20 protein-coding genes (1 of these 20 only partly in view) are annotated in these 25,766 nt (G+C 55.4%); 13 read left to right on the forward strand and 7 right to left on the reverse strand.

Translation table 11 applies throughout. The features are described 5' to 3' along the window. The 4 genes from Mal52_RS01640 to Mal52_RS01655 form a co-directional block, all read left to right on the forward strand. Window positions 1–199, forward strand: the 3' portion of a protein-coding gene (locus Mal52_RS01640; protein WP_145373870.1) for a hypothetical protein. It extends 470 nt beyond the left edge of the window; only the last 199 of its 669 coding nucleotides appear in the window; the start codon falls outside the window, past its left edge; it ends in the stop codon at window positions 197–199. Between the two features lie 9 nt (window positions 200–208). Next, on the forward strand, window positions 209–1,627 hold the full coding sequence (locus Mal52_RS01645; protein WP_145373871.1) for a hypothetical protein: 1,419 nt from the start codon (window positions 209–211) through the stop codon (window positions 1,625–1,627). A gap of 44 nt (window positions 1,628–1,671) precedes the next feature. Continuing rightward, window positions 1,672–2,400, forward strand: coding sequence for a hypothetical protein (locus Mal52_RS01650; protein ID WP_145373872.1), 729 nt, complete (start codon window positions 1,672–1,674; stop codon window positions 2,398–2,400). A gap of 259 nt (window positions 2,401–2,659) precedes the next feature. Further along, window positions 2,660–3,391, forward strand: coding sequence for a hypothetical protein (locus tag Mal52_RS01655; protein WP_145373873.1), 732 nt, complete (start codon window positions 2,660–2,662; stop codon window positions 3,389–3,391). A gap of 110 nt (window positions 3,392–3,501) precedes the next feature. Here Mal52_RS01655 and Mal52_RS01660 read toward each other — a convergent pair whose 3' ends face one another. From Mal52_RS01660 to Mal52_RS01670, 3 genes are all read right to left on the reverse strand, one after another. Then, complete coding sequence (locus Mal52_RS01660) at window positions 3,502–4,941, reverse strand: cytochrome-c peroxidase (protein WP_145373874.1); 1,440 nt, start codon at window positions 4,939–4,941, stop codon at window positions 3,502–3,504. 134 nt (window positions 4,942–5,075) lie between these two features. Beyond that, a complete protein-coding gene (locus Mal52_RS01665) occupies window positions 5,076–5,639 on the reverse strand; it encodes an SMI1/KNR4 family protein (RefSeq protein WP_145373875.1) in 564 nt (187 codons plus the stop codon). Between the two features lie 110 nt (window positions 5,640–5,749). Then, on the reverse strand, window positions 5,750–6,046 hold the full coding sequence (locus Mal52_RS01670; RefSeq protein WP_145373876.1) for a hypothetical protein: 297 nt from the start codon (window positions 6,044–6,046) through the stop codon (window positions 5,750–5,752). 168 nt (window positions 6,047–6,214) lie between these two features. Between Mal52_RS01670 and Mal52_RS01675 the strand changes: the two genes are divergently transcribed. After that, complete coding sequence (locus Mal52_RS01675) at window positions 6,215–6,949, forward strand: HisA/HisF-related TIM barrel protein (RefSeq protein ID WP_197534592.1); 735 nt, start codon at window positions 6,215–6,217, stop codon at window positions 6,947–6,949. Between the two features lie 208 nt (window positions 6,950–7,157). Here the strand turns inward: Mal52_RS01675 and Mal52_RS01680 are convergent, their stop codons facing one another. Further along, a complete protein-coding gene (locus tag Mal52_RS01680; RefSeq protein ID WP_145373878.1) occupies window positions 7,158–8,339 on the reverse strand; it encodes a ribonuclease D in 1,182 nt (393 codons plus the stop codon). Between the two features lie 549 nt (window positions 8,340–8,888). Between Mal52_RS01680 and Mal52_RS01685 the strand changes: the two genes are divergently transcribed. The 6 genes from Mal52_RS01685 (at window position 8,889) to Mal52_RS01710 (ending at window position 19,161) form a co-directional block, all read left to right on the forward strand. Then, the gene (locus Mal52_RS01685; protein ID WP_197534593.1) at window positions 8,889–9,752 is read left to right on the forward strand and encodes an isocitrate lyase/PEP mutase family protein; all 864 of its coding nucleotides are present in this window, start codon (window positions 8,889–8,891) and stop codon (window positions 9,750–9,752) included. Between the two features lie 97 nt (window positions 9,753–9,849). Then, a complete protein-coding gene (gene thyX / locus Mal52_RS01690; RefSeq protein ID WP_145373880.1) occupies window positions 9,850–10,758 on the forward strand; it encodes an FAD-dependent thymidylate synthase in 909 nt (302 codons plus the stop codon). A 76-nt stretch (window positions 10,759–10,834) separates the two neighbouring features. Then, window positions 10,835–11,404: a DJ-1/PfpI family protein gene (locus Mal52_RS01695; protein ID WP_145373881.1), complete on the forward strand. Its 570-nt coding sequence runs from the start codon at window positions 10,835–10,837 to the stop codon at window positions 11,402–11,404. A 322-nt stretch (window positions 11,405–11,726) separates the two neighbouring features. Next, entirely contained in the window at window positions 11,727–12,671 is a 945-nt protein-coding gene (locus Mal52_RS01700) for a LysR family transcriptional regulator (RefSeq protein WP_145373882.1), read from the forward strand. Between the two features lie 205 nt (window positions 12,672–12,876). After that, complete coding sequence (gene gltB, locus Mal52_RS01705; RefSeq protein ID WP_145373883.1) at window positions 12,877–17,478, forward strand: glutamate synthase large subunit; 4,602 nt, start codon at window positions 12,877–12,879, stop codon at window positions 17,476–17,478. A gap of 198 nt (window positions 17,479–17,676) precedes the next feature. Further along, the gene (locus Mal52_RS01710) at window positions 17,677–19,161 is read left to right on the forward strand and encodes a glutamate synthase subunit beta (RefSeq protein WP_145373884.1); all 1,485 of its coding nucleotides are present in this window, start codon (window positions 17,677–17,679) and stop codon (window positions 19,159–19,161) included. On the opposite strand, the gene Mal52_RS01715 is transcribed toward Mal52_RS01710, so the two are convergent. Further along, window positions 19,135–19,683 (reverse strand): NADPH-dependent FMN reductase, encoded by a 549-nt coding sequence (locus Mal52_RS01715; RefSeq protein WP_145373885.1) that lies wholly within the window; start codon window positions 19,681–19,683, stop codon window positions 19,135–19,137. The two genes, Mal52_RS01710 and Mal52_RS01715, sit on opposite strands and share 27 nt — an antisense overlap. Before the next feature lie 488 nt (window positions 19,684–20,171). Here Mal52_RS01715 and ilvD point away from each other — a divergent pair, with 488 nt between their 5' ends. After that, the gene (gene ilvD / locus Mal52_RS01720; RefSeq protein ID WP_145373891.1) at window positions 20,172–21,866 is read left to right on the forward strand and encodes a dihydroxy-acid dehydratase; all 1,695 of its coding nucleotides are present in this window, start codon (window positions 20,172–20,174) and stop codon (window positions 21,864–21,866) included. Between the two features lie 13 nt (window positions 21,867–21,879). Here ilvD and Mal52_RS01725 read toward each other — a convergent pair whose 3' ends face one another. Further along, window positions 21,880–22,854: a YheT family hydrolase gene (locus Mal52_RS01725; RefSeq protein WP_145373893.1), complete on the reverse strand. Its 975-nt coding sequence runs from the start codon at window positions 22,852–22,854 to the stop codon at window positions 21,880–21,882. 58 nt (window positions 22,855–22,912) lie between these two features. Next, window positions 22,913–24,646, reverse strand: a complete 1,734-nt coding sequence (locus Mal52_RS01730) for a SpoIIE family protein phosphatase (protein WP_145373895.1) — start codon at window positions 24,644–24,646, stop codon at window positions 22,913–22,915. A 585-nt stretch (window positions 24,647–25,231) separates the two neighbouring features. On the opposite strand from Mal52_RS01730, the gene Mal52_RS01735 reads away from it, so the two are divergent. Further along, window positions 25,232–25,678, forward strand: a complete 447-nt coding sequence (locus Mal52_RS01735) for a hypothetical protein (RefSeq protein ID WP_145373896.1) — start codon at window positions 25,232–25,234, stop codon at window positions 25,676–25,678. Window positions 25,679–25,766: the final 88 nt, after the last annotated feature.

Below are 25,766 nucleotides of genomic sequence, written 5' to 3' on the forward strand. Positions count from 1 at the left end.
GGCAACATTTCTCACCGGGCTGCGGCCGGCGCGGTGGTACGGTTCGCGGCTGCTGCCGTTGGCGGGATGTGGTCTGCTGGTGTGGGTCCTGATTGGTGTGCCGCAGTGGTGGGTCTACGGGTTTGCACCGCTGCTCGTGTTCTGCGGGTTACTAGTGGGGGTGATTCTGTATGTCGGCGACGTCCGCGATTACACATGAGAGGCAGTCATGAAACGCAAGTATTCGTTGTTCCGTAGTTTGGTGTTGACGCTCTTAATGACGTTGCCGCTTTTTATTGGAATCGCGGCATTGGTTGGCTTCACCGGTGAATCGTGGAAGGAATACAAACGGTATCGCCGCAGCGTGGAGCCGCAGGGCTGGTCGGTCTATACGCGATTGGTCGTTCTCCGCGACGGGACCCCGGCCATTGAAGAACAGATCCGTCATGAGAACCGTTACCAGCAAAAAATGATGACGTTGGAGGGTGTTGAGCTCCCGCGCGATGCGGAGCGTTTGCGGGGAATCTACCTGCAAGATGATCTCGATGCACAGTCCAGACGGCTTCGACTTCAAGAGCGGTTGTTTACTCCAACCGAAGCTCTGAGGCCCAATCCGCCGCCCCATTTTTACGATCCCAACCGCCCCGGTCATGTGTGGCTGTTTCGCGAGTCGGACCAGAATGCAGGCAAGTATTATTTGGTCAATATCGATCGTGATTTTCAGCAGATCGAGCGTTATTTCGACCGCAACGGCATCCGCGATGACGAACCGGGCGCCGAGTCCAGTTTTAGCGAGCCGTTGGGGGTGATCGAGTCGGACGGTGTAATCGTGTTCCAATCGGGACCAGAGATCGTGGCGATTGACTTTAAGAATCAATCGGTCACACAAATCAGTGACGACACGGCCTTAAGGTGGGGCTTTCGTAAGGGGTATGGCGAAGGCGATTACCGCCGCGAGGTCATTTTGGTGTCCAAGAATAAAATTCAGACGATCGACTTTTCCGGCAACGAAGTGAACTCCTATGCGGTCGAGGGTCGTCGTGACGTCGAGTTATTCGTCACCGAAGACGATCATTTGTTAGTCAAAATGTACTCGAAACCGGTAGCAGAATCGACAACTGAAGGTCGCGTTAATATTTGGACGGAATCACTGTTTGAACTGCAGAACGACGGCCAAAAAAGTGAGTTAGAACAATACACGCGCCAAACACCTCGCTCTGCGCCGCTTGCAGAGACGGCAGGAATGCGCGCGGTTGATTGTTTCATCGGTCAAACGGGGTTAGGGATCATGTTTCCCGGGCCCGGCGTGTTGTTCTGTATTGAGTCGACGGGGGCCTACCTTGCCTCGCAGTACGAAAGTCGCCATGTCAAATTTGCAGAGAATTGGCAGCGGATTCACGCTCAGAGCCCCTGGGCGTTTCCCATGTCGGCATTTTTTGGCGCTATCGCCGCCTATTTTTGCTACAGTCGTCAGCGGCGGTATCAGGCTCGGTGGACGAAGACTTGGACGGTGTTTGTGTTTCTGTTTGGGCCGGCGGGGTATTTGGCGTGGCGGTGGCATCGGGAGTGGCCGCCGCCCGAGTTGGTGGGGGTGACGCGCGAGGAATTCGAGGGGCCGGCGGTGAATGGGTTGGAGGTGTTTGCTTAGCAGCGGGTGAGTTACATTACTTAGAAAACTAGGGGGTAGAAATCATGCATGCACTCTGCACATTGACCTTTATGGTGTTGTTGACGTTGGTGACGAGCACCGCTCAGGCGGAGGGATTGATCCATCAGCTACCCAAAGACGGCGCTTGGGTTCGATACGATGTTAGCGGCGAAGCCAAGGGACCCGATGGGGCTGTCAAGGCGACTCTCAAGGGGACGCTCACGATCAGTTCAGTCGGCGAAACAACGGTCGATAACGAAAAATGCCGCTGGATCGAACTCGATACCCAAATCGACTTCAAAACAAATGGGGGACGTGAAGGCAAACAGAGCGAGGTTTTGAAGCTCCTCATTCCGGAAAAATTCCTGACAAAAAATCAGAACCCGATTGACCAAGTCTTGAAAGCGTACAAGAAGAATTCGCAGGGCACGATTCAGCAACTTGACCCCAAAGACTCGTCGGGGCGTAGCTTTCAAGGGATGGACGAATTTTTCCATTCTCCGTTGAAGCAACTCAAAAAACTAGAAGCCGAAGTTGTCGAGACCAAACTGGGAAAACTGAAGTGTGAAGGTTGGCAAGGCCGTGAAACCAAAAATGAGACCGTTTTCAAGACTCAAACGCGCCTCCACGAAAAAGCACCATTTGGTGTGGTCAGTTTTCGCTATGAAAAGGAAAGAATCCGCAACGGACAATCCAACGGAAAAAGAGACTCGGTGTTGAAATTAGTGGACTACGGAAAGAATGCAAAAAGCCAACTCTCTGACAGTCAATAATGCGAACGTATGAATTCTCTCAGTTGCTCGGCGAGATGGCTTGAGAGGAAGCCAGTGATTGTTTCGGAGGATTTCCGCGATCTCATCGCGAACCAGTGGCGAATGGGTTACAGGTGTTTGCTTAACGGTTGGCGGGTTACGTGACTTAGAACTAGTTTCAAAACTCGGTTGCGATTGTTCTCGAAACGTTCAGATCAGTGTCAGTGAGACGCGTCAGAGGGTTTTAAAACCACTTGTAAAAATCTAGAGGGTAGAAATCATGCATGCACTCTGCACATTGACCTTTATGGTGTTGTTGACGTTGGTGACGACCACTGCTCAGGCGGAGGGATTGATCCATCAGTTGCCCGAGGACGGTGCTTGGGCCCAATTTGATATTCAGGGCAAGGGAACGGATGCTGATGGCAGCACGGTTACACTTTCTGGAACAATCACTATGAGTTCTGTCGGCACGGCTGAGGTCGATGGAGAACAATGTCGCTGGATTGAGGTCGCTACGGAGGGCAAAAGAGACGACCAAGCATTTACGGACATCGTTAAGTTGCTCATACCCGAATCGCAGCTTGCGCAAGGAAAGGATCCGCTGAAGCATGTCTTAAAGATCTGGCATAAGCATTCACAGGTCCCCGGCGGCGCCAAGCAAATCGAAGACCTTGCCGGGCAAAATGCACGCTATCTTCGAAAGTTTCGTCCGTTACTACATGGACCCTTTGAAATGGTGCAAAAGCTCGAAAAAGCACCAGTCGATAGCAAACTCGGCAAGGTCGATTGCGACGGGTATTCGGCCTCAGGAGAGGTCGAAATGGGGACGATTTTAATGAACTCACAGTACACCATACGTTTGCACAAAAGTGCCCCGTTTGGTGTGGTCACATGGCAAGCTGAGACTGAAGTGTCGCGAGAAGGCCAGGCTCTCGGAACGATGAGCACTAAATTCAAGTTGTCCGATTTCGGGAAAGATGCCAAGAGTGCGATTCCCGACGCCAAGTAACGATGGAATTCAAATTCCAGTCACCGTGACGTTGCAGTGAGGCAGGCTAGGCTTTTTACGTTTCTTCCTAAGGAACCTTCCCCACGATTGTTTCCCGATTTCAGATGGTCTTAGGGTAGCACGTTATTTTTTGCGGCGTCCAGGAGCGTTTGTGCTTCATCCGCGGCTTTGGTTTCGGCGAAGCGTTTGACGATCAGCATCAGTTTGGCGGTCTTGATGCGGGGTTCGGTGGCGGCGCGGGCTTTTTTGAGCGCTTTGCTGGCTAGCTTTTCACGATTAGCGGCACGTTCGGCGTCGTCTGCCGGATCGGGTTTGGATTTGGGTTTAGGGGTACGGCGCTTGGTGGAGGTCAGTCGCTGCTTGGGATCGGCGAACGGGTCGGAAAATCGTGGATCGTTCAAAAAAGAATTATCGGTCAGCGTGTGGAGGAAGGCGACCAGCGCGTTGATCTCGGTGTTGCTGAGATTGAGTCGTTCCGGCGTCTCGTTTTGGGGGCCGCCGCCTCGTCGTCCACGTCGCCCCCCGCGTCCCCGACCGCGCCGGCCGGAGAGTGAACGGTCCAATTGGGGATGATTTTGCACGCCGGAATTATAGTGCTCGATCACCTCGTGCAGATTTTTGAAGCGGCCGTCGTGCATGTAGGGAGCGCGGACGGCGATGTTCCGTAGTGACGGCGCTTTGAAGCGTCCGCCGCCGGCTCCGTTGTCTTTGTCGGTGTTCAGATCCAAACCATTGTTGGTGGCATTGCGGCTGATATGGCTGGTCGTGCCGTGGCAACGGTCACAGCGCGCCGAGCGTCCGACGCCGAATCCTCCGGAAAAAAGTTGCAGTCCCAACAGTTCTTGCTGGTTGAATGTTTTTTGAAACGTCGGATACACACCGCCACCACCGGCGAAGGCTTGGTCATATTTCGATTGGAAAGAAACCAACGAACGGACGAATTGAGCCAGTGCGCGGGAGATGCGGTTGCGGTTGATTTCCGGTGTGCCGAAAGCGGCTTCGAACAGGGGGGGATAGAAATCGACGCTGCGGAGTTTGATTTCGAGGTCGTCTAGATTCATGCCCATTTCGATTTCATCTTGGATGGGCATCAGCACCTGGTCTTCGAGCGTGGCCGCCCGTTCGTCCCAGAAGAAACGGCCGGGGGCGTAGAAGCGGGCATTGGTCAGTCCCATTGAGCGGCGCTTGGTCCGTTTACCGTGCAGTCCCTTGCTCAGTTTTTCCGGATCGGAAAATCCGTGTTTTTGTTGGTGGCAGGAGGAGCAGGAGGTGGTGTCGTTGGCCGAGAGTCGTTTGTCATAGAATAAGACGCGGCCGAGTGCTGCTCCGGCATTGGTGATCGGGTTATCGGCCGGCGTATTGTCGGTGCCGATGGCATTGCCGTAACGGCGATCGGGGATAAGCAGGTGCGGCGGCAAAGTCACGTCGGCATATTCGTACGTTTTGGCCGGTAGGTGCGGAACCGGGAGCGCGGTCGCTGAGTCATCCGCCGCTTGGGCGGCGATGGCGACCGTGAAAGCCGCCAAAATTAATGCCGTGAATCTTGCCATCGCTACGTCGTGCTCCGAGGTGTTGTACGAAATGTCTCCAAGGGGTTAAACGGGTTTTTTGAGGGGGAATTCGCGCTCTTTTACGGGCATTTATGCAATTGGCGGAATGTTCGCCGATGTCTATAAGGCGGGGTTCACACCTTGCCATCAAGAAAGGAAAGGTGTTTACCGTCAACAATCTTATCCACACTGGATTCGATCCAGTCAGTGAAGGTCCGTTCTTCAACGAATTGTGGGGGAAGAAACGCACCGCCACCGTATGCAAAAATGCGACCGACAAATGGGCCGTTGATAATGAGCGAATAGACCCAGCCGCAGCCGAGTTCGGCGACGCAGATTGTGCCGACCAGTGGGTCCCATTCATGGTTGTCCCATCGCTCTTCGTAACGATCGACATTTTGTACGTCGATCCATTTATCACCATGTTGCACGGCATCAGGGGTGATGATGCAGGGTTGAGTCAAACAGATCTCCGGTTGCGGCCGTTTAATGTCGTAACGATAGTGCCAATCAGCCAACGGGCTGAGTCGACATGGGCTAAAACCGCCATTTGCAATCGTCGTAATAAATTCGACATAATCCACCGGCAACGAAATCCCCGCTTGAGCTTCGAACTCACGGACTTCTTCTATCGAGAGCGGGGGTCGTATATTAATGCCAGAGTCTTGGACTTTTGTTTTGAGGTGTTCGAGCGACATGCATTTCTCCCGCTGGGGAAGAACGGTTTTGTTATCCACCCAGCACAATACTGCCTGTGTGCTATCGACGATCGCAAACAGCTCTTGTTGTTAAGCGGCGGGGTCTTCCGTCAAAGTACAGTCAGGAGATAATTGCGAATCATTTGCCGTTCACCGGGACTGAGTCGGCCGCGAAAGCGGAGTTTGAGACGTTTCTGATCGTCGCGCCAACCTGAGATGGTCACCGATTCGGCAGAGAGATGGATGTCTCGAAAATAACCGACAATCTCGTGCTGTTGGTGTTTGGCGATCCGTCCGGTGACCTGTGTTCCTCCGGCGCTGGTACGGATTTGAAACTCATAGCGGGGCCGGACCGTCAGCCAAATCACATATAAAACGATCGGGATGATTAGGTATTTCAGCCACATGACCCCAAAGGCTCAATGAGGGGAGTAGGAACGCTTAGCGATGTTTTCATGATACGGTATTTTTGCGGCGAAAGTGAACCAAAGCGTTTGGAATCTTGCCGACGTTGTGATCGTTGTCGCTGACCGCCATACTTGGGAGACCTCCCATTTCTTCCCATGGCGACGACTATGCAAATCATTCCAGTGCTCGACATATTAGATGGCAACGTGGTTCGCGGTGTGGCGGGGCGGCGTGATGAGTATCAACCGGTGGAGAGTGTGTTGGCTGCCGGCGCAAATCCTCTGGATATCGCACGCGGGTACCGCGACGCGTTGGGGTTAAAGCGACTGTATCTGGCTGACCTGGACGCCATCATGCACGGACGTCCTAATCGCAAACTCTGGAAAAAATTGGTGGATGATGGATTTGAAATCCTGGTGGATGCGGGGGTGAAAACGATCGCCGATGCGCAACAGGTGTATGCCAGTGGAGCGACGGCTGCGATTGTGGCGTTGGAGACATCGCCCTCGCGCGAATTGCTGGCTGAACTTTGCACGCAATACGGTCCGCCGCGGGTGATTTTCAGCCTGGACCTCAAACAGGGGCGTCCGCTGGGAACGTTGGATCAATGGCAAAACCCAGCGCCATTTGACTTGGCTGTCGAAGCTGTCAGTTTGGGGGTCGAGCAAATGATCGTGCTCGATTTGGCATGGGTCGGAACGGGGGAGGGCTTGGCGACGGAGGAGTTGTGTCGACGGTTGTTGGAGCGGTTCACCCAACTGCAGGTGATCACCGGCGGCGGGATCCGTGGTCCGGGTGATTTACCGGTGGTTCAAGCGACCGGAGTGCATGGATTGTTGCTGGCCTCGGCGCTACATAGCGGGCGGATTGATCGCGCCGCGCTCGATGCCTGGCGCGCGTAGTCTTAGTTTGTTTACGACTGGATAATGTGCCTGTGGCAAAGACAACCGGGTGGCTGGGGACGGACGCAGTCCGCCCCCAGTGCATTGGACTCCCACATTTATTGCGGGCAGGTCAACCGTGCAATTATGCGTATGGGGGAGTTGAGGACTTTTGTCCTACATAGAAAGGTGCGTCGCGACGCCCCCTCCGGGTAGTGGCAGCGGGGGCTCAATCGGGTTCGTCGAATACGATTGGGTGGTTGGATTGCAGGTCGCCGACGCGCATGGTGATCTTGCCGTCTAGGAGGTCGGTTAGCAGGTCGCCGCAGACTTCGGCGCGCCAGCCTTGGGCGATGCGGGGGACGGTGCCGTTTTCCTTGTCGTAAACATGCCAGCGGACCAATTGCTTGAGATCTGAGGTCGTGCCGACCAGTTGCATGGAGACGTCTTGTTCCGCGCAGCGATTGGCCAACGCGATGGACAGCAGTTTGCCCAAGATCTGTTCGTCCCGTTCCTTTTCCTTGCGGATTTGTTTGGGCCACTGGGCTTTGGGAAGATCGCGTCCGCGTGCGATCGCTTCGAGGATGGCCGGCGCCATGTCCCGGTAAAACGGGCCGCGGTTCATGTCCCGCGTCGCCAGCAGGTCATTGACCGTTTGTGGTTGCCGTTTGGCGACATCGATCAATAGGTCGTCACGAAGGATTTTCCGAGCCGGACGGTCCCGTTTCTCAGCCTCGTTGCTGCGCCATTCGTACAATTCGCGGGCGACGGCCAAATCGCGGGAACGGAGCGAATTGACGCCCGACAATCGCCGCCAGTTTTCCCGAGTCCGCTCGGCGTCGATTTCATCGATCATGCGTTCAAACTCGTCAACCGCCCAGCTACTCCGTCCCCGTTTTTCGAGTGTGGCTTGTTGTGTTCGCCAGACATCCAGCAAGTGCCGCACGTCCTCAATGGCGTAGTGCACTTGTTTATCGGATAGCGGACGACGGCGCCAATCGGTGCGTGTCTCCTTGCCATAAACTTCGACACCTAAGACGCGGTTGAGTAAAGCGGTATGGCCCAGCGGAAAGCTCAGTCCGATCAATCCCTGCGCGATTTGCACATCAATTAGCTTTTGGGGTCGCTTGCCGGCCAGATTGACGCAGAAACGGACCTCTTCGCGACCGCCGTGGACAACGATGGTCGTTTCCTCATCGGTCATCAAATCCCACCAGGGGGTGAGGTCTTCGAGCTTAAACGGATCGACCGCGACCTGACGATCCGCCGTGGCGAATTGCAGCAAGCAGAGTTGTGGCCGGAACGTGTATTCCGAGACGAATTCTGTATCAAACGCCACGAGGCCCGATTGGCGAATATGGTCGCAGAGTTCAGCAAAATCCTCTTGCTTGACGATTAACTCATCTGACATCTCTGTATTATCCTGACCGAGGCAGCATACCAACGATAGTGTCCCGAAATAGTGACAACCTATCCGCAGCCGTGCAAGAGTAGAGATTTTTTCACTCATCCGCGTGGTGGTGAGCAACTCCCGTAGGGCAGGTTGTAACGGCCGTTGTTGGCCGACCGATGCTCTGGGAAGTGGGGGCCGTTTGAATTGACTCCGGACCCGGACCGACTGGTTTTTTGTATAAAAAATCATATGTAAGAGGGACGATGGGTGGCTGGGGACGGACAGAGTCCGACCCCAGTGCGTGAGGCGTAGGGATGTCAAACGACCTGGGGGCGAGCAAGTGCTCGTCCCCAGCCACCTCCTAGCCTGGCATTTCTTGTTAGTCGATGTATTACGCGCTGCGCAGAATCGAATGATGATTGACGGGCCGCCAATCCAGAGAGCAACCAACCGGCTGCTCTACGTCGTGTAGGAATTGCCCTACCGAAACCGTTTGCGTTTCTCTACGATTTCTGATTCACGCAAATCCTTTGCGGCAATTCCACAACCTCCACAGTCTGCAGTCCTGTGAAAACCACAACCGCTTTACGACAGCTCTTACAACGTCCGGGGATCGTGCGTAGCCTGGGGGCGCACGATGTCTTCTCGGCGTTGGTGATGGAACAGGCAGGGATCGACATGCTCTTTGCCGGTGGGTTTGGCGTGGCTGCGTCGGCTTTGGGGATGCCTGATGTCGGTTTGATGACGCTGACCGAAATGGCCGAAGTCGTGCGGCGGATGGCCGATCGGTTGACGATTCCGGTCGTTGCCGATGGTGATACTGGGCATGGTGATCTGCACAATGTCGCTCGTACGGTGCGAGACATGGAGACAGCTGGGGCAGCTGGCATATTGTTGGAGGACCAGGTGCATCCCAAACGGTGCGGGCACCTGGCGGGTAAAGCGGTGATTCCGGCAGCGGAGATGCGGTTGAAATTGCGCGCCGCTTTGGATGCGCGTCGCGATCCGGAATTTGTGATTTTCGCCCGGACTGATGCCCTGGCGGTCGAGGGGTTTGATTCAGCGATTGAACGTGCCCGCGGTTATGCCGAGGAAGGGGCCGATGTTTGTTTTGTGGAGGGTCCCACCGATGGGGAGCAGCTCAGGCAAATTCCACAAAAACTCGATGTGCCGCTGTTAGCCAACATGCTGACCGGTGGCGTGACACCGGTGGTCCCGTTCGCCGAGTTGGAACAAATGGGCTACAAAATTGCCGTTTGTCCCATTGCCGGATTGCTGGCGACAGGAGCTGTGATTCGCCGTTTGACGGAAACGGTGCTGCAAAATGGACAGGTTGACCCAACCACCGACGCGCTCATGACATTTGAGGAAGTGAAGTCCGTGTTAGGCCTGCAGGAAACACTGGACCTCCGTCGACGACTGGAAAGTTGACGGCTAGGCTGCTATTTAGGGGGCTCCCCATTTTTTGTCTTTGCCTCGGGAGGGGAGCACCGGGGCTATCCCTACCAGACATTTGTGTAACGGTACGATGACTACACGATCTGAAAAAGTGGAAGAACTACGGTGGACAAAGTTCCCCGTGTTGAATGACGGTTTCGTCTGCCTGGTCGATGTGATGGGGGACGATAGCAGCGTCGTGCAGGCGGCCCGCGTCAGTTATGGCGAAGGGACAAAAAAAGTCTCCGACGATCGCACGCTCATCCGGTACTTGTTGCGGCATCGTCATACGACGCCGTTCGAAATGGCCGAGATCAAATTGCTGGTGCGGGTGCCGATGGATTGTTGGCGTCAATGGATCCGGCACCGGACGGCCAATGTCAACGAATACAGCACGCGGTATTCTGTGGCGATTGATGCCGCTCAGACAACCGCTCCGGACCAATGGCGGCAGCAGGCCAATCTCAATCGGCAAGGAAGCAGCGGAGCGTTGCCGGTCGAAATTGGTGAAAAGCTCTCAGCTGCGGAGGCGAAGTTCCAAGCCGACGCCCGCCAACTCTACGATGAACGGCTCGAAGCGGGGGTGGCGCGGGAGCAGGCTCGTAAAGACCTGCCGTTGGCGACCTATACCGAGGCCTATTGGAAGGTCGATTTGCACAATTTGTTGCACTTTTTAGCGCTACGGATGGACTCCCACGCTCAGGAGGAGATCCGCCACTATTCCACAACGATCGGGGAAAACATTATCAAGCCGCTGTTTCCCGTTGTGTGGGAGGCGTTTGAGGACTATCGGCTGGGGGGGAAATTCCTCACCCGTCTGGATGCTGGGGTCATTCAACGGTTGATGCAATTGCAAAAACCGGGGGGATTGACCGAAGAAGATTTTCTCGCCGTTCAGGACGAGACCTGGCAAGATTTGAAGCGTTGCCGCGAACGCGATGAATGCCGTACGAAATTACAGGACTTGGGGATTCTGCCCGTAGCGAACGGCACTCCTTAGCGATTGCCACATGCCTTGGGATGGAATTTGAACCAGTCTTAGAAATGAATATCAAAAACAACTGGAGCCCACAGTAATGCCGAAGATTTTAATGCCCATCGGTGATGCGACCGAAGTTCTTGATACGATGTATCCCTACTTTCGTTTGCCGGAAGATGGGTACGAAGTCGTCGTTGCCGGCCCCGAGGCACGCCTGTACCACATGGTGACGCACGAAATTCCGCCCAATTCGGACGTGCCGTGGGATATCACGCAGGAGCGTCCCGGCTACCACATTCAGGCAGAGATCGCTTTTCGCGACGTGGATCCGACAGAATATGCCGGCCTGTTTATTTCAGGCGGTCGTGCGCCCGAATATCTGCGGTACGATCAAGACCTGCTCAAGACAACGCGGCATTTCTTCGAAACGGGCAAGCCGGTCGCCTCAGTTTGCCACGGTATCGAAATCCTGACGGCTGCTGATTGCATTCAGGGCAAGACTGTGACAACGGTCCCCAAATGTGCTCTCGATGCGGAGCAGGGGGGAGCGACCTATGTGGATGAAGCGGTCGTGACCGACGGGAATCTGGTGACAGCGGGCATCTGGATGAACAACACACAGTTGCTCAAGAAATTCATCGAAATGCTCAACGCAGCGACGAAATAACAGCCGGGCATGTTGACATGCTTTGGCGAATAGCGGTCTACGTAACCGCTACCATGAGCAATTCTTTCCAATCGCGATCCGTAGACCGGGTCGCGTTTTTTTATTGGTACTGCGGGGGAGGTCCCATTGTAATTGCCGGAAGATGAACAGGTTACGTCAACCGGCTGTATTTATGTGGATTGAGGTGCTCCCCGAAGTCGTTTTTGGGTTGAGCAATGACTGCTCGATTGCTTGACGCTGTGCAAATCTCTTCGTAGACTATCATCTCGTTTATCGATATTCTCGAAGGCGTCATATCACTCACCCTTATACTTCGTGTCGCATGCACCTCCGTTCCGTCGAAATATTCTGTGAAGTTGTTCATCAACGGAGCTTTTCCAAAGCTGCGGAAGTGTTCAATGTTTCGCAGTCCTCGGTGAGCCAAGCGGTGCAGTCGCTGGAAGATCGTTTGGGGGCGTTGTTGCTGGACCGCTCGAAGCGTCCCTTCGAGTTAACTCCGGCAGGAACGGTCTATTTCGCCGGCTGCCGGAAGCTGTTGGAATCGTTCCACGCGATGGAAGATCAGGTGCATCGACTGCAGGATAAGGTGGTGGGTCCGGTCCGCGTGGCGGCGATTTATTCAGTCGGTCTGGTGCAAATGGATTGCTACGTGCGGCATTTCGAGGAGTTGTATCCCGAAGCGGCCTTACGGATCGATTTCGGCCATCCGGATGAAATCTATGAGGCGGTGCTGAAAGACGAAGCCGATTTAGGGCTGGTTTCCTTTCCTCAGACGAACACCGAATTGGTGAGCGTTCCCTGGCAGGAGCAAGAGCTGGCCCTGGTGACCGCACCGGATCACCGTTTGGCAACGCATGACAAAATGCAGATCGCTGAACTGAATGGTGAAGCTTATATTGCCTTTACGCCGGAACTTACGATTCGCAAGATGATCGATCGGTGGTTGAAGGAACATAAAATTTCAGTGAATGTCGCCCACGCGTTCGACAACATGGAGAACATCAAACGGGACATCGAAATTGGTACGGGTGTCAGCATTCTGCCGATTCCGTCTGTCCAACGAGAGGTCGACATCGGTTCGTTGGCCGCCGTACGTTTGAGCAACGTGGAGTGGACGCGGCCATTGGGAATTGTTCATAAGCGGCACAAAGTATTCAGCAATGCGGTGGCGAAATTCATCGAATTGCTGCATGAGGATCCTGGGTCATTCGCAGTGGGCGAATCGGGTGATCAAAAACCGGTGGCAGAGATCGGCATTCCATCCTGATTCGCCGGATCTCTCGATAGCGAATCAGCTGCGATTTTCGTGATCATCTCCAGAATATCGACGCTTCCGATTCTCCGGGAGCGATAAAAATAAAACGACGACACCTCCGTTTCGGCAGCGGCCCGCATCGTGCGGATGAAGCGTTCCGAATCGTCGTCGCTGAGTCTACGGAACAATCGACAACATACTTTCGGACAGAACTGACATGGAACAGAATTCAAATCAACACGACGCTGCCCCATTTGTACTTGGCCAGCCCGTTAAGCAGGGGTTGTACGACCCGGCCAACGAAAAGGACAATTGCGGTGTCGGATTTGTTGCCGATATTAAAGGCCGTCAATCGCACCAAATGATCTTGGATGCCGACCGCATTTTGCGGCACATGAATCATCGTGGTGCGTGTGGTTGCGAACCCAATACCGGGGACGGTGCGGGAATGATGACCGCGTTGCCGCACGAATTCTTTGCCAAGGTTGCGAAAGCAGATTTGGGTTGCGAATTGCCTGAGCCGGGCAAGTATGGCGCGGGTATCATCTATCTGCCGCAGGACGATGAAGAACGTCAGCAGTGCAAAAAACAGATGGAGGATTTGGTCCAATCGCAAGGCCAAACCACGCTGGGCTGGCGGACGGTCCCGCAAGAACCGGTGCAGGCCGACATTGGTCCCTCGGCGCGGGCGACCGAGCCGGTGATGGAACAGTTATTCATTGCTGCCGCCGAAGGTCTTGACTCCGAAGCATTTGAACGGCAACTGTACATCATCCGAAAACAGGCCAGCCGCGTTTTGCGGACCAGCGAAATGAAGCAGGCCTTGATGTTCTATGTCTGCTCCTTGTCGACAAAAGTGATCATCTACAAGGGACAATTGACGCCCGATCAATTGTTGCCGTACTTCCCGGATTTGCAGGACGAGGATTTCACCAGTCATTTGGCGATGGTGCACTCGCGATTTTCGACCAATACGTTCCCCAGTTGGGACCGGGCACAACCGCTGCGTTTCATGAGCCACAACGGTGAGATCAACACGTTGCGAGGCAATGCCAACTGGCTGTTCGCCCGACAAGGTGTGATGGAAAGCGAACTGTTCGGGGACGACCTCAAAAAACTGTGTCCGATCATTGAGCCACATTGCTCCGACTCCGGAACATTTGACAACGCGCTGGAATTGTTGCTTCACGCCGGCCGCAGCCTGCCCGAAGCCGTGATGATGATGGTTCCCGAAGCTTGGCAGAATCACGAGTCGATGTCCGAAGCCAAGCGGGCGTTTTATGAATTTTATTCTTCGAAGCAGGAACCATGGGACGGTCCCGCCTCGATCGCGTTTACGGACGGGCACTACATCGGTGCGGTCTTGGACCGCAACGGTCTGCGCCCCAGTCGTTACTATGTCACGCACGACGACAAGGTCGTGATGGCCAGTGAAGTCGGCGTGTTGGATGTCGATTCGGCCAACGTGAAAATCAAGGGTCGCCTGCAGCCGGGCAAGATGTTCTTGGTCGACTTCGAGCAGGGACGGATCATTGATGATGAAGAGGTGAAGCGCGAAATTGCTACCAAACGTCCCTACGGACAATGGCTGCAAGACCAGCGGATTCAGCTGACCGATCTGGCCGCTGCAGAGACTCCCGAGCCTTCCACCGGCAAAGACTTGTTGGCCAAGATGCAGTCGTTCGGTTATACGACCGAGACGATTCAGTACATGTTGTTGCCGATGCTCCGCGTCAAGAAGGACCCGATCGGCTCGATGGGGAACGATGCGGCGCTGGCTTGTCTGAGCGACAAACCGCGGTTGGTCTACGACTATTTCAAGCAGCTTTTCGCGCAGGTGACGAATCCGCCGATTGATTCAATCCGCGAAGAGATCGTGATGTCCTTGGAATGTTTTATCGGTTCCGAGGGCAATCTGTTGGCCACCGAGGAAAAGGATTGCCATCGCCTCTCGATTCAACATCCGATTTTGACCGACGGAGAGATGGCTGCGATCAAAGCCATGGATCATCGCGGCTGGACCTCAAAGACGATCGATATTACGTTTGCCCGGTCCGAGGGACCCGCCGGGTTGCGGTCGACATTAGATCGAATTTGCGAAGAAGCCAGCCAAGCGATCACCGATGGCCATAGCTTGGTCGTGCTTTCCGATCGCGCTGCCGGTCCGGACCGCGTTCCGGTCTCCGCGCTCTTGGCCTGTGGAGCGGTGCATCATCACCTTGTCCGCAACGAGCAACGCACGCAATTGGGGATCGTGATCGAGTCGGCCGAAGCTCGGGAAGTGCATCATCACTGCTTGCTGATTGGTTACGGTGCCGATGCAATCAACCCGTATTGCGCCTTCGAAGCCTTGTGGCAATGCCGTGCTGACGGCGCGCTGGGTGAAGAATGGTGTGACGAGAAGGTTGTCTCCGCCTATCGCTTGGCTGTGAAAAACGGCATGCTGAAGGTGATGGCCAAAATGGGCATTTCCACGCTGCAAAGTTACAAGGGCGCACAAATCTTCGAAGCGGTCGGCCTGAACGAAGAAGTCATCAACCGCAGTTTTGTCGGAACCGCCAGCCGCATCAAAGGGGTCGGCTTGGATATTCTGGCCGAAGAAGCGATTCGTCGGCACAATTTGGGATATCCGCTTCGTCACGACGAATCGCAGTTGCCGATCTTGTCCAACGAAGGGCAATTCCAATGGCGGGCTGAGGGAGAAAAACATGCCTGGAATCCGCAGTCGATTTCCCGCCTGCAAGCGGCCGCCCGAACCGGCGACCGTACGGCCTACGATCAATTTAAGGAGATGATCAACGAACAGAATCGCCGCGATTGCTATTTGCGGGGACTGCTCAAAATTAAACCGGGCAAATCGATTCCGCTTGATGAAGTGGAACCGGCTGCGGAAATCGTCAAGCGGTTCTGCACCGGGGCGATGAGCTACGGCTCGATTTCGGCCGAGTCGCACGAATCGTTAGCGATTGCCATGAATCGCATGGGCGGAAAAAGCAATACCGGCGAAGGGGGCGAGGATTACGAACGTTTCAAACCCATGCCCAACGGCGACTCCAAGCGATCGGCGATCAAGCAAATTGCGTCGGGCCGTTTTGGCGTGACCAGTTGGTACCTGACCAACGCAGACGAACTGCAAATCAAAATCGCGCAAGGTGCCAAGCCGGGCGAAGGTGGCGAACTGCCGGGACATAAAGTCAATAAGATCATCGCCGACACGCGGCATTCGACTCCCGGCGTGGGACTCATCAGCCCGCCGCCGCATCACGATATTTACTCGATCGAAGATCTCGCGCAGTTGATCTTTGACCTGAAAAACTCGAACCCTTCAGCACGAGTGAGCGTGAAGTTGGTGTCCGAGGTCGGGGTCGGTACGATTGCCGCCGGGGTGGCTAAGGGACACGCCGATCACATCCTGATTTCCGGCCACGACGGCGGAACGGGTGCCTCGCCTTTGACGAGCATCAAGCACGCCGGTTTGCCTTGGGAATTGGGTATCGCCGAGACGCATCAAACGTTGGTGCTCAACGACCTACGCAGCCGCGTGGTGTTGCAGACCGACGGTCAACTCAAGACCGGTCGCGACGTGGCGATTGCCTGCCTGTTGGGAGCGGAAGAATTCGGATTTGCGACCGCTCCGCTGATCACCTTGGGGTGCATCATGATGCGGAAGTGTCACTTGAATACCTGCCCGGTCGGCATTGCGACTCAAGATGAAGAGCTCCGCAAGAAGTTTGCCGGCAAGCCGGAACATGTCGTGAACTATCTGTTCATGGTGGCCGAAGAATGCCGCGAAATCATGGCGGAATTGGGCTTCCGCACGATCAACGAAATGGTCGGCCGGGCCGATTGTCTGGAGACTGATGCTGCGATCAAGCACTGGAAGGCGGATGGTATCGACTTGTCGCCGATCCTCGCGCCGGCGAAGAAACCGCACCCGGGTGTTGAGGTGTACTGCACGATTAAACAGGATCATGGTTTGGACAAAGTCTTGGACCAAAAATTGATCAAAGATTGCCAGCCGGCGATCCAAGACGGCACCAAGGTCGCCTTGGAGATTGACGTGCAAAACATCGACCGCGCTTTGGGGACGATGCTCAGCCACGAGATTTCTAAAAAATGGGGCCCCGAAGGTTTGCCTGAGGACACGATCCATATCCGGGCGCGCGGTTCGGCCGGTCAAAGCGTCGGTGCCTGGATGGCGCACGGTGTGACGATCGAATTGTCGGGCGACGCGAATGACTTTGTGGGTAAGGGTCTCTCAGGCGGACGAATTGTGATTGCTCCGCCGGAGGATTCGACATTTGTCGCCGAGGAGAACTTCATCATCGGCAATGTGGCGCTCTACGGAGCGGTGCATGGCGAGGCCTTTTTCCGGGGCATGGCGGCGGAACGATTCTGTATTCGTAACTCCGGAGCCCGCGCTGTTGTGGAAGGGGTCGGTGACCACGGTTGTGAATATATGACCGGCGGGCGGGTGGTCGTTCTCGGTCCGACCGGCCGCAACTTCGCGGCGGGAATGTCGGGCGGGGTGGCGTATATTTACGACCCGCGCGACGAGTTTTTGCAAAACTGCAATCTAGAAATGGTGGAACTGGAACGACTCGAAGAGGAAGCGGATATTTCCGAACTGCGAGAGTTGATCCAGAAACACCAGAATTACACGGGATCGCCGGTGGCGGCACGAATCCTTGAAGACTGGGAGACGTCTGTTTCCCAATTCCGCAAGGTGATGCCGGTGGACTACAAACGGGCTTTGGAACTCGCCCGTGAGGAAGACCAGCAGCAAGCTGAGGCGGTCACGGCCGCGGGGCAGAATTAGGCGGTAGACTGTAGACTGTAGACTGTAGACTGTAGACTGTAGGCTTTAGGCTGTAGGGAAAGCGTTTCCGCGCAGCACCTAAAGTCTACGGACTAAAGTCGAAAGCCTCTCCCTCCCCCGCACATTTCAGGTACGAACTATAGACACGGGAACGCTGCACACGCGCACCCGGTATTTCATGCAGAGTAAGGTAACGTTATGGGTAAGCCGACCGGTTTTATGGAGTATGAACGGCAAGTCGCCACGGATCGCGCGCCGGAATTACGGGTTTTGGATTGGAATGAGTTCCACGAGCACATGCCGGTCGACGCCCTGCAGGAGCAAGGGGCGCGTTGTATGGATTGCGGTGTGCCGTTTTGCCATACGGGTGAAATGATCGGCGGCATGGCGGCGGGATGTCCGATCCACAATCTGATCCCCGAGTGGAATGATTTGGTTTACCGCGGCCATTGGCACGAAGCGTTGGATCGTTTGCACAAAACGAACAACTTCCCTGAATTCACCGGCCGGGTCTGCCCCGCGCCGTGCGAAGGTTCATGCGTGTTGGGCATCATCGAACCGGCGGTGACCATCAAGAGTATCGAGTGCGCGATTGTTGATCGTGGTTTTGAGGAAGGCTGGATTGTCCCGCAACCGCCACAGGAGCGGACCGGTAAAACGATTGCTGTCGTCGGATCGGGCCCCGCCGGATTGTCTGCAGCGGCGCAGCTCAATAAAGCGGGGCATACGGTGACAGTCTATGAACGCGACGACCGCATCGGCGGCCTGTTGATGTATGGCATTCCCAACATGAAACTCGACAAGGAGATCGTCCAGCGACGGGTCGATTTGCTCAAAGCCGAGGGAGTGCAATTCGTTGTCAATTGTGCGATCGGCAAAGATCTGCCGGCCGACAAACTCAAGAATGATTTTGATGCGGTTGTTCTGTGTACCGGAGCGACCCGTCCACGGGATTTGCCGATTCCCGGCCGCGAGTTGGAAGGAATCCATCTCGCCATGGATTTTCTGCGGCCCAATACGCGGAGCCTGCTGGACTCAAAACACGAGGATGGCAAGTACATCTCCGCCAAGGACAAGCATGTGATTGTGATCGGCGGTGGTGATACGGGCACGGACTGTATCGGGACCTCGCTGCGACATGGTTGCAAGACCTTGACCAATTTTGAAATCGTCCCCGAACCGCCGGCCGAACGCGCAGCGAATAATCCGTGGCCGCAATGGCCCAAGATTTTCCGCGTCGATTACGGCCACGAGGAAGCTGCGGATCGCTATGGTGCCGATCCCCGCGTTTTTGAAATCGAAACGGTGGAATTCATCGGCGACGAGAACGGGCATGTCAAAGCCTTGAAAACGACCGAAGTCGATTGGTCCAAGCCGGTGCCCAATGGCCCTCCGTTTAGCCGGGTGGAAGGTTCAGAAAAAATCTTTGAGGCGGACCTCGTGTTGTTGGCTTTGGGGTTCTTGGGGCCGGAATCACCGGTTGCCGAGCAACTGGGCGTGACCTGCGATGGCCGTTCGAATTATCAAGCCGAGCACGGGACCTTCACCACGAATGTGGACGGGGTTTTCGCTGCCGGCGATTGTCGTCGCGGGCAAAGCCTTGTGGTCTGGGCGATCAACGAAGGCCGGGCTGTGGCCCGCGAATGTGATCGCTACTTAATGGGATCGTCGAATCTGCCGTGAGCCACGCATCGCCGCTGCGGCGGCCGCCCATTGGGAGGCCGTGCGGGTGAGATCGTCCATGCGCCTCAGCGCGCGTGAGCCGGTTAAGACGTCGCCATCGAATGATTCGGGGGTGGCGACAACAAAGTACGGCACGATCAGGCAGTGGAATTCCAACATTAGACTATTGGCCAACCCGGTCAGCGCCATGTAATTCCGCCGCCCGGCCGCTGTTCCCAGGATTCCGACCACTTTGTGCTTCCAGGCTTTCGTGGTCAATTCAATCAGATGTTTGGTGGTGGATCCCACGTCGAAATGATAAATCGGCGTCGCCAATAAGACGCTGTCCGCCGCAGCGATCTTGGCCGACAGTTCTTGGATTTCAGGATCTTCCGCGTCGTCCCGTTCCAAGGCGGATGCATAATCTTGCAGATCAACCAAATCCACCGGTTCGTTCCATTCGCACAAGACATCGAACGTTTGCCGCGCCAAGATGCGTGTCCGGCTGTGCGGCTTCAGGTTGCAGCTAATGACTAAGTGCATCGGGTTTCTCGTAAAGGCGGTGGATGGTCGTCATACGGGAGGACGCTTAAACCGACTGGTCGGACGAAGGGAAGGGGGGCTTACTTTCGGTTATTTTTCTATCGCACTAGTTTTTCAAGAAGATTTCAAGCGACAATCCGCCAAATCTAGGATGGGACGCTTGAGTTCAAAGGGAAATCTGCCATGCTGGGAAGCTTAGAACCTTCCTGTGCAGGCGGTCGGGAGACGTTGACTGACGGGAGAACGTCTGGTTCGGCGAGCATTTCGTTAGCGGCGCGAACCTTTCTCTCGGATTGGTCTCATGAAATCGAGGGGCCTTCGGCTGGGCGCGCGGCAGCAAATTTGTCATCACATAGAGCTGGTTCTACCGGCGATTGCCTCAAGCAGAATATGACGTTGAATTCGTCCGGCACAGCCGGACTTACGGCTTTCGGTCAAAAATCACAGACATTTGCGTAATTGCAGACATTGAATTTCAGGAATTTGACATGACAGACACGACTACCTCCGACGGTTTGAACAAATACAGCTCGCGCATCACACAACCCAAGTCGCAAGGCGCCTCGCAAGCGATGCTGTATGGCACGGGCATGACCGAAGACGACATGAATAAGCCGCAAGTTGGGATTTCCAGCATGTGGTATGAGGGCAACACCTGCAATATGCACCTGTTGGACCTCGCCGCCAAGGTCAAGGAGGGAGTCACCGCTGCCGGGATGGTGGGGATGCGGTTCAATACGATCGGTGTCAGCGACGGCATCTCGATGGGGACCTCGGGGATGAGTTACTCGCTGCAATCGCGAGACTTGATCGCCGATTCCATCGAAACGGTCACCGAAGCCCAATGGTACGATGCCAATATTTCGCTGCCCGGTTGCGACAAAAACATGCCTGGTTGTTTGATCGCCATGGGCCGCTTCAACCGTCCATCGTTGATGGTGTACGGCGGAACGATCAAGCCGGGAACCGCCGGCGGTTGCAAGTTAGATATTGTCTCGGCGTTTCAAAGTTATGGCGAATATCTGGGCGGCTCGATCGATGAGGAACAGCGCCGCGATATTGTCCGTAACTCCTGTCCCGGTGCCGGCGCCTGTGGCGGCATGTATACGGCGAACACGATGGCGTCGGCCATCGAGGCGATGGGGATGTCCCTGCCGTATAGCTCGTCGACTCCAGCCGTTGATCCGAAAAAGCTTGAGGAATGCTTCGCCGCCGGAGAGGCGATACGGCTTTGTTTGGAGCGGGACATCAAACCCCGCGACATCATGACCCGCGAAGCCTTTGAAAACGCGATGGTCGTGATCATGACGTTGGGTGGCTCGACGAATGCGGTGCTGCACTTAATTGCTATCGCCCGATCGGTCGATGTGCCGTTGACAATCGACGATTTCCAAGCCGTCAGTGATCGCGTCCCCTATCTGGCTGATTTGAAACCCAGCGGAAAATATGTCGAAGAAGACCTGCATGATATCGGCGGGACGCCGGCGGTGATGAAGTATCTGTTGGCCGAAGGGTTGATCAACGGCGATTTGCTGACCGTCACCGGGAAAACGATTGCCGAAAACCTGGAGGACTTGCCGGGCTTTACGGACGGACAAGATTTGTACCGGCCGTTGAGCAATCCGATTCAAGCGACGGGTCACTTGCAGATCCTCAAAGGGAATTTGGCCCCCGAAGGTGCGGTCGCCAAGATTACCGGCAAAGAGGGACAACGTTTTCAGGGACCGGCCAAGGTTTATGATTCCGAAGAAGACATGCTGGAGGCGCTGGAGCAAAAGGGTATCGAAAAAGGGGACGTTGTCGTCATCCGTTACGAAGGACCCAAAGGGGGACCCGGTATGCCGGAGATGCTCACACCGACATCGGCCATTGTTGGAGCCGGTCTAGGACAGCACGTGGCGTTGATGACCGACGGCCGTTTTTCGGGCGGGTCGCACGGATTCATTGTGGGGCACGTCACCCCCGAAGCACAGGTGGGCGGACCGATCGGTCTGATTCAAACCGGCGACGTGATTACGATCGATGCTGAGAAAAACGAAATCAGCGTCGACGTTAGTGATGACGAAATGGCTGCGCGGAAAGCAGCGTGGGTCGCCCCGCCGTTTAAAGCAACACGGGGGACGTTGTACAAGTACATCAAAAACGTCAAGTCCGCATCCGAGGGGTGCGTGACGGACGAGTGATGCAGTCACTCGGTCAGTGCATCACCCAATCGACCACCCGCCAGTCGAGCCAGCGGCGGTCGGGGTCGTTGCCGTTTTTGGACATGTAGCCCATGTGCCCCCCCGAACGGGCAATGTGCAATTGCACCGAGGGGGGGAGCTTTACGTTTTCGAATTGATCGGCGGGGACGAGTGGGTCGTCGCCGGATGTGATCACCAATGTTTTCAGGCCGATGTTGGGGATGAACTGCGAGGCACTGCAACGGGCGTAATAGTTGGTCGCATTGCCGTAGCCCGACAGCGGGGCTGTGTACCAGTCGTCGAATTCCATCAACCGCCGTGGTTTGCGGGGAAATTCAAAATGTTTCCCATCAAGCCGCAAATTGCGTTGCATGACTTGAGCGATCAGCAAACCCATAAAGTGTCGGTCGTACAGACGGCCGAGCGGCAGGTCGAGTGCTTTGACGCTGTGGAGCAAATCAATCGGAGGATTGACGGCCATTCCGCGGTCCAGTTCGGGCGGCAAAATCGATGGGTCTTCTCCCAGCAATTTGAGCACGATATTCGCGCTGAGTGAAAAACCGACGATCGCCACGGGGGAATTGGGGCAGAGGCGGATCACTTCTTTGAGCGCCGCCAGCGCGTCGTCGGACCGTCCTGCGTTGTAGGGTTGTACAGCCAGTCCCGCACCGGCGCCGCAGTCGCGATGGTCCATGCGAAACACCCGCGCGCCGGCGGAATTGAGTTTTCCGGCGATGCGAATCATGTACGGGCTTTCGTAGCAACCGGCCAGCCCATGCATCATCAACACCACCCGGTCACCGTTGTTCCAGGTTTCCGGCTGATCGTCGTGCAGAATCAGCGCGTCTCCATCGGGCAAATCGAGCCGATGTTGTGTCGCGCTATAGACAAATTTGCTGCCCGGCAAGTAGGTACCAGCCAGCGTTTGAGCGTGCCCGCCCTTGAGCACGGGATGTGGTATAAATTCTGGGATTATGAGTGTCGGCATCGTTCGTCGAAAGTGGATGTTTCGAGAATGTCAGAATGAGAATGATGAGCACAGGGTACTAGACTTGCAGGCGTCGGAGCCCCAGCAGGCAAATGTCGTCGCGTTGGGCGCGGCCTCCGCAGAACTCCTCAACGTCGGCGATGAGTCGTTCCCCCAGTTCACCAATGCCTGTGGGCGCTTCGGCAATGCATTTTATCAACCGTTGCATGCCGTACAAATCATTGGCGGCGTTGGTGGCTTCGGTGACGCCATCGGTGTAGAGCACAATCGCATCGCCGGGGGCCAAGTCGAAGACCGCTTCTTCGAATTCCAGATTCGCATCGACGCCCAGCGGCAAGTTGGCGTGATCGACGCCCATGCGTTCGACCGTTTGATCGGCTTTTTTGAGCAGCGGCGGCAAATGGCCCGCGTTGGCAATCGTGAGTTGATGCGTCTGCGGATCGAGTATTGCCGCGGCGTAGGTCACGAAGCGGTGTCCATGTCCGCCGCGGACCACATCGTCGTTGAGTTTGGTGAGCGCCCCGCCGGCGGTTTGTTCCATCAACAGATGGTAGCGGGCATCGGCATATAACCGCGCCATCATTAATGCCGCAGGGACTCCCTTGCCGGCCACGTCGCCGAGTGTGATGGCGATTTTGCCGTTTCGCAAAGTCACATAGTCAAAGAAGTCGCCGCCCACACTTTGCGCAGCTTCGTAGTAATGGAAAAACTCGTAGCCTTCAATGTGCGGCCGTTCGGTGGGCAGAAATCCCAACTGAATCTGGGTGGCGAAGTTCAGTTCCCGTTCGAGGTCGCGGAGTGTTTCGGCCCGATGGTAGAGTACCGCTTTTTCGACGACGACTGCGGCTTGGCAGGCGACGGCGATGAGCAGTTCCAGGTCGTCGGCAATGAATCCCGGGGCGGAGGTTTTGGAATCGATTTGGATCACACCCAAACGTGTTCCGTCTTGGCCGACGAGTGGCGCGCACATCAGTGAGCGAATGCGAAACTTGGAGATGCTTTCGCTGCTGTCGAACCGTTGATCGGTCCCCGCGTCGGCGCTGAGAAACGCCTGTCCCGTGTCGACCGCCTTTTGGATGATCGTTTGGCTGATTTCGACAATGTTGTCTTCGTGGTGATGCCGGGTTTTGGAGGCTTTGACGACCAATTTGTCGGCATCGTTGTCGTGCAGCAAGACGACGCCGCGATCCGCCTGAGGGAAAATCTGAAACAGGCTGTCGAGGATCCGCGGCAGCACCTCGTCCACTTCGAGTGCTCCCCCCAGATCGCGGCTAATGGCCAACACAGCTGCCAGCTTGGCCTCGGGTTGGACTTTGAGGCTGATGTGCGTGACCGACGAGGCATCCATCGACGAAATCACGGCGGCATTGGAATCGTCCATCGGCACCGGCGGCAAAGATGCCGTCGTCTGGCCCACTACCGGTTTGACGTGCGCGGTGTCAGGGCTGATTTGGTGTGTGTCGCCGGGGACAGTGACCGTCGCTGGATCAACGGCCGGCGGCATCACCGCATGGAATCGCAGCACCACGTTGCAAATTTTGACGAGATCCGTGTCCTGTAGTTGCGTACGGCCCTCGATCCGTTCGCCGTTGACGATGGTGCCGTTGCGGCTTTGCAGGTCTTCGACGAAATAGGTCCCGTGGTTCTCCAGGAACTGCGCATGGCGACGGCTAACCGCGGCATTGTCCAGGACAATTTCGCAGTTGGGATGGCGCCCGAGCACCATCTTTTCATGATTGAGCACGACAATGCGTCCGGGGACATCCCCCTCAAGCATTTTGAGTACCCCCACCGCAATCGCCTCCCCACCCCAGATACCATGCTGGTGAACCCAGTGATTCCGTCGCAGATCCAACAACCCCGTCTGCGACCCGCATCAATTCTAGCCCTTGGTCCGTGGTAGGGTCAATGCGCGTGTCCCGAGACCCGCTCTACGCCTGCGGATCGCACGGCAACGTTGGCAATTATTTCGATTTCAGGCCGTGTTTTGCTTGATTTGCCCCGATTTCAGCATTGTCGCAGCGGCTAGATTTGTTGGTGTATTTTGGGGAACGATGGCAGCAAACCCCGATTCGGTCATCGCTTGCGGTTCTGTGATGCTACATTGTGCAAGCAATGATGGCTTTCGACAGGCTGGATGGAGGGAGTCTCGGGCTGATTATGTAGTACACTGGCGGAGCCAGTGGCACCCGTGCGCCGAAGTTCCTATGCACCAATTTGTGGAAATCAAATTGCACCGGGTAGGAACACGAGGACTCACGAAATTGGAAAATATCCGGTTTCATCAGATGGAGCTCAAAAACCTCATACAATCTGGAGAAAAGCTTCCCAGTTTCTTTGATGGAGTCACTGAATCAGCGATTAGAGAGTTCACCCAATGAATTTAGATGAATCAGATTACCGACAGATTTCCATTACGTTATTAGACGCCACGGCGCGGGCTGGTGGTATTGAGGACGTGGGAGCGGAAGTGCTTCAGGAGTTGATAGCGGATTTTGAAAACGCGATTACCCATGACAACTTTGACACGCTCCCAGACATTGGGAGGGTCTCAAATCTAATTTTGGCAGCAGCGTATCCAAAGTTCAAAAACGCTCTTGTCGAGATCACGCAATCCGAGAGTATGCCTGGTAGTGAAGTGGATTTTGACAAAAAGACATCAATATTGCTCGTAGTGCAAGGTGCTTTGGATGGCGTTGCTTGTTTTGATGACAATGAAGAGCGTAGGAATGGAGCGAAAAAGATTGCCAAGCATATCAAATCGCCACTCCCTACTCCGACCACTCCTTTCGATGATGTTGACCCATACATGACTTTCGAGTGACGTAGCTATAGCACATTGCGGAATTATGTGGCGCGATATCGATAGTGGCCCAGTAAGATTCTGCTTCCTGAGACGACGAAGTCGGCAA

Source organism: Symmachiella dynata, from assembly GCF_007747995.1.
GTDB lineage: Bacteria > Planctomycetota > Planctomycetia > Planctomycetales > Planctomycetaceae > Symmachiella > Symmachiella dynata.

Coding starts and splice junctions, on each gene's coding strand:
- Mal52_RS01715 (WP_145373885.1), bottom strand. CDS start 19,683: ATGCACTTAGTCATTAGCTGCAACCTGAAGCCGCACAGCCGGACACGC.
- Mal52_RS01735 (WP_145373896.1), top strand. CDS start 25,232: ATGAATTTAGATGAATCAGATTACCGACAGATTTCCATTACGTTATTA.
- Mal52_RS01670 (WP_145373876.1), bottom strand. CDS start 6,046: ATGTGGCTGAAATACCTAATCATCCCGATCGTTTTATATGTGATTTGG.
- Mal52_RS01665 (WP_145373875.1), bottom strand. CDS start 5,639: ATGTCGCTCGAACACCTCAAAACAAAAGTCCAAGACTCTGGCATTAAT.
- gltB (WP_145373883.1), top strand. CDS start 12,877: ATGGAACAGAATTCAAATCAACACGACGCTGCCCCATTTGTACTTGGC.
- Mal52_RS01695 (WP_145373881.1), top strand. CDS start 10,835: ATGCCGAAGATTTTAATGCCCATCGGTGATGCGACCGAAGTTCTTGAT.
- Mal52_RS01710 (WP_145373884.1), top strand. CDS start 17,677: ATGGGTAAGCCGACCGGTTTTATGGAGTATGAACGGCAAGTCGCCACG.
- ilvD (WP_145373891.1), top strand. CDS start 20,172: ATGACAGACACGACTACCTCCGACGGTTTGAACAAATACAGCTCGCGC.
- thyX (WP_145373880.1), top strand. CDS start 9,850: ATGACTACACGATCTGAAAAAGTGGAAGAACTACGGTGGACAAAGTTC.
- Mal52_RS01700 (WP_145373882.1), top strand. CDS start 11,727: ATGCACCTCCGTTCCGTCGAAATATTCTGTGAAGTTGTTCATCAACGG.
- Mal52_RS01650 (WP_145373872.1), top strand. CDS start 1,672: ATGCATGCACTCTGCACATTGACCTTTATGGTGTTGTTGACGTTGGTG.
- Mal52_RS01725 (WP_145373893.1), bottom strand. CDS start 22,854: ATGCCGACACTCATAATCCCAGAATTTATACCACATCCCGTGCTCAAG.
- Mal52_RS01645 (WP_145373871.1), top strand. CDS start 209: ATGAAACGCAAGTATTCGTTGTTCCGTAGTTTGGTGTTGACGCTCTTA.
- Mal52_RS01660 (WP_145373874.1), bottom strand. CDS start 4,941: ATGGCAAGATTCACGGCATTAATTTTGGCGGCTTTCACGGTCGCCATC.
- Mal52_RS01680 (WP_145373878.1), bottom strand. CDS start 8,339: ATGTCAGATGAGTTAATCGTCAAGCAAGAGGATTTTGCTGAACTCTGC.
- Mal52_RS01655 (WP_145373873.1), top strand. CDS start 2,660: ATGCATGCACTCTGCACATTGACCTTTATGGTGTTGTTGACGTTGGTG.
- Mal52_RS01675 (WP_197534592.1), top strand. CDS start 6,215: ATGCAAATCATTCCAGTGCTCGACATATTAGATGGCAACGTGGTTCGC.